The organism is Pseudomonas sp. SMN11 (genome assembly GCF_052041945.1).
Classification (GTDB): Bacteria; Pseudomonadota; Gammaproteobacteria; order Pseudomonadales; family Pseudomonadaceae; genus Aquipseudomonas.
In genome coordinates this window covers 1-392 of sequence record NZ_JBKGGW010000101.1, presented here as the reverse complement: position 1 = coordinate 392, position 392 = coordinate 1, and the positions used below count along the sequence as shown (strand labels likewise).

The following is a 392-nucleotide window of genomic DNA, read 5'->3' as shown; positions in this document are numbered from 1 at the left end:
GCAGATCATCGACCTGGATCAGCCAAGCTGGAATGACCAGCCGGCAAGTAACCCCGAGATTGCAGTCCTGACGCCACGCCATCTGGCCTACGTGATCTACACCTCAGGCTCGACCGGCTTGCCCAAAGGCGTGATGAACGAGCATGCCGGGGTGGTGAACCGCCTGCTGTGGATGCAGGACGCCTATCAGCTGGGCGCCGATGACGTGGTGCTGCAGAAGACCCCGTTCAGCTTCGACGTTTCGGTCTGGGAGTTCCTCTGGCCGCTGCAGACCGGCGCCCGCCTGGTCATGGCCCGCCCAGGCGGACACCGCGATCCCGAGTACCTGCGCCAGGTCATCCAGAACGAAGGCGTCACCACCTTGCACTTCGTCCCCTCGATGCTGGATGTAT

1 protein-coding gene is annotated in these 392 nt (G+C 63.0%); it reads left to right on the top strand.

Annotated elements, in window-relative coordinates; genetic code table 11:
• On the top strand, positions 1-392 hold a 392-nt coding region (locus tag ACLEJU_RS28730), incomplete at both ends, for an AMP-binding protein (protein WP_440776789.1).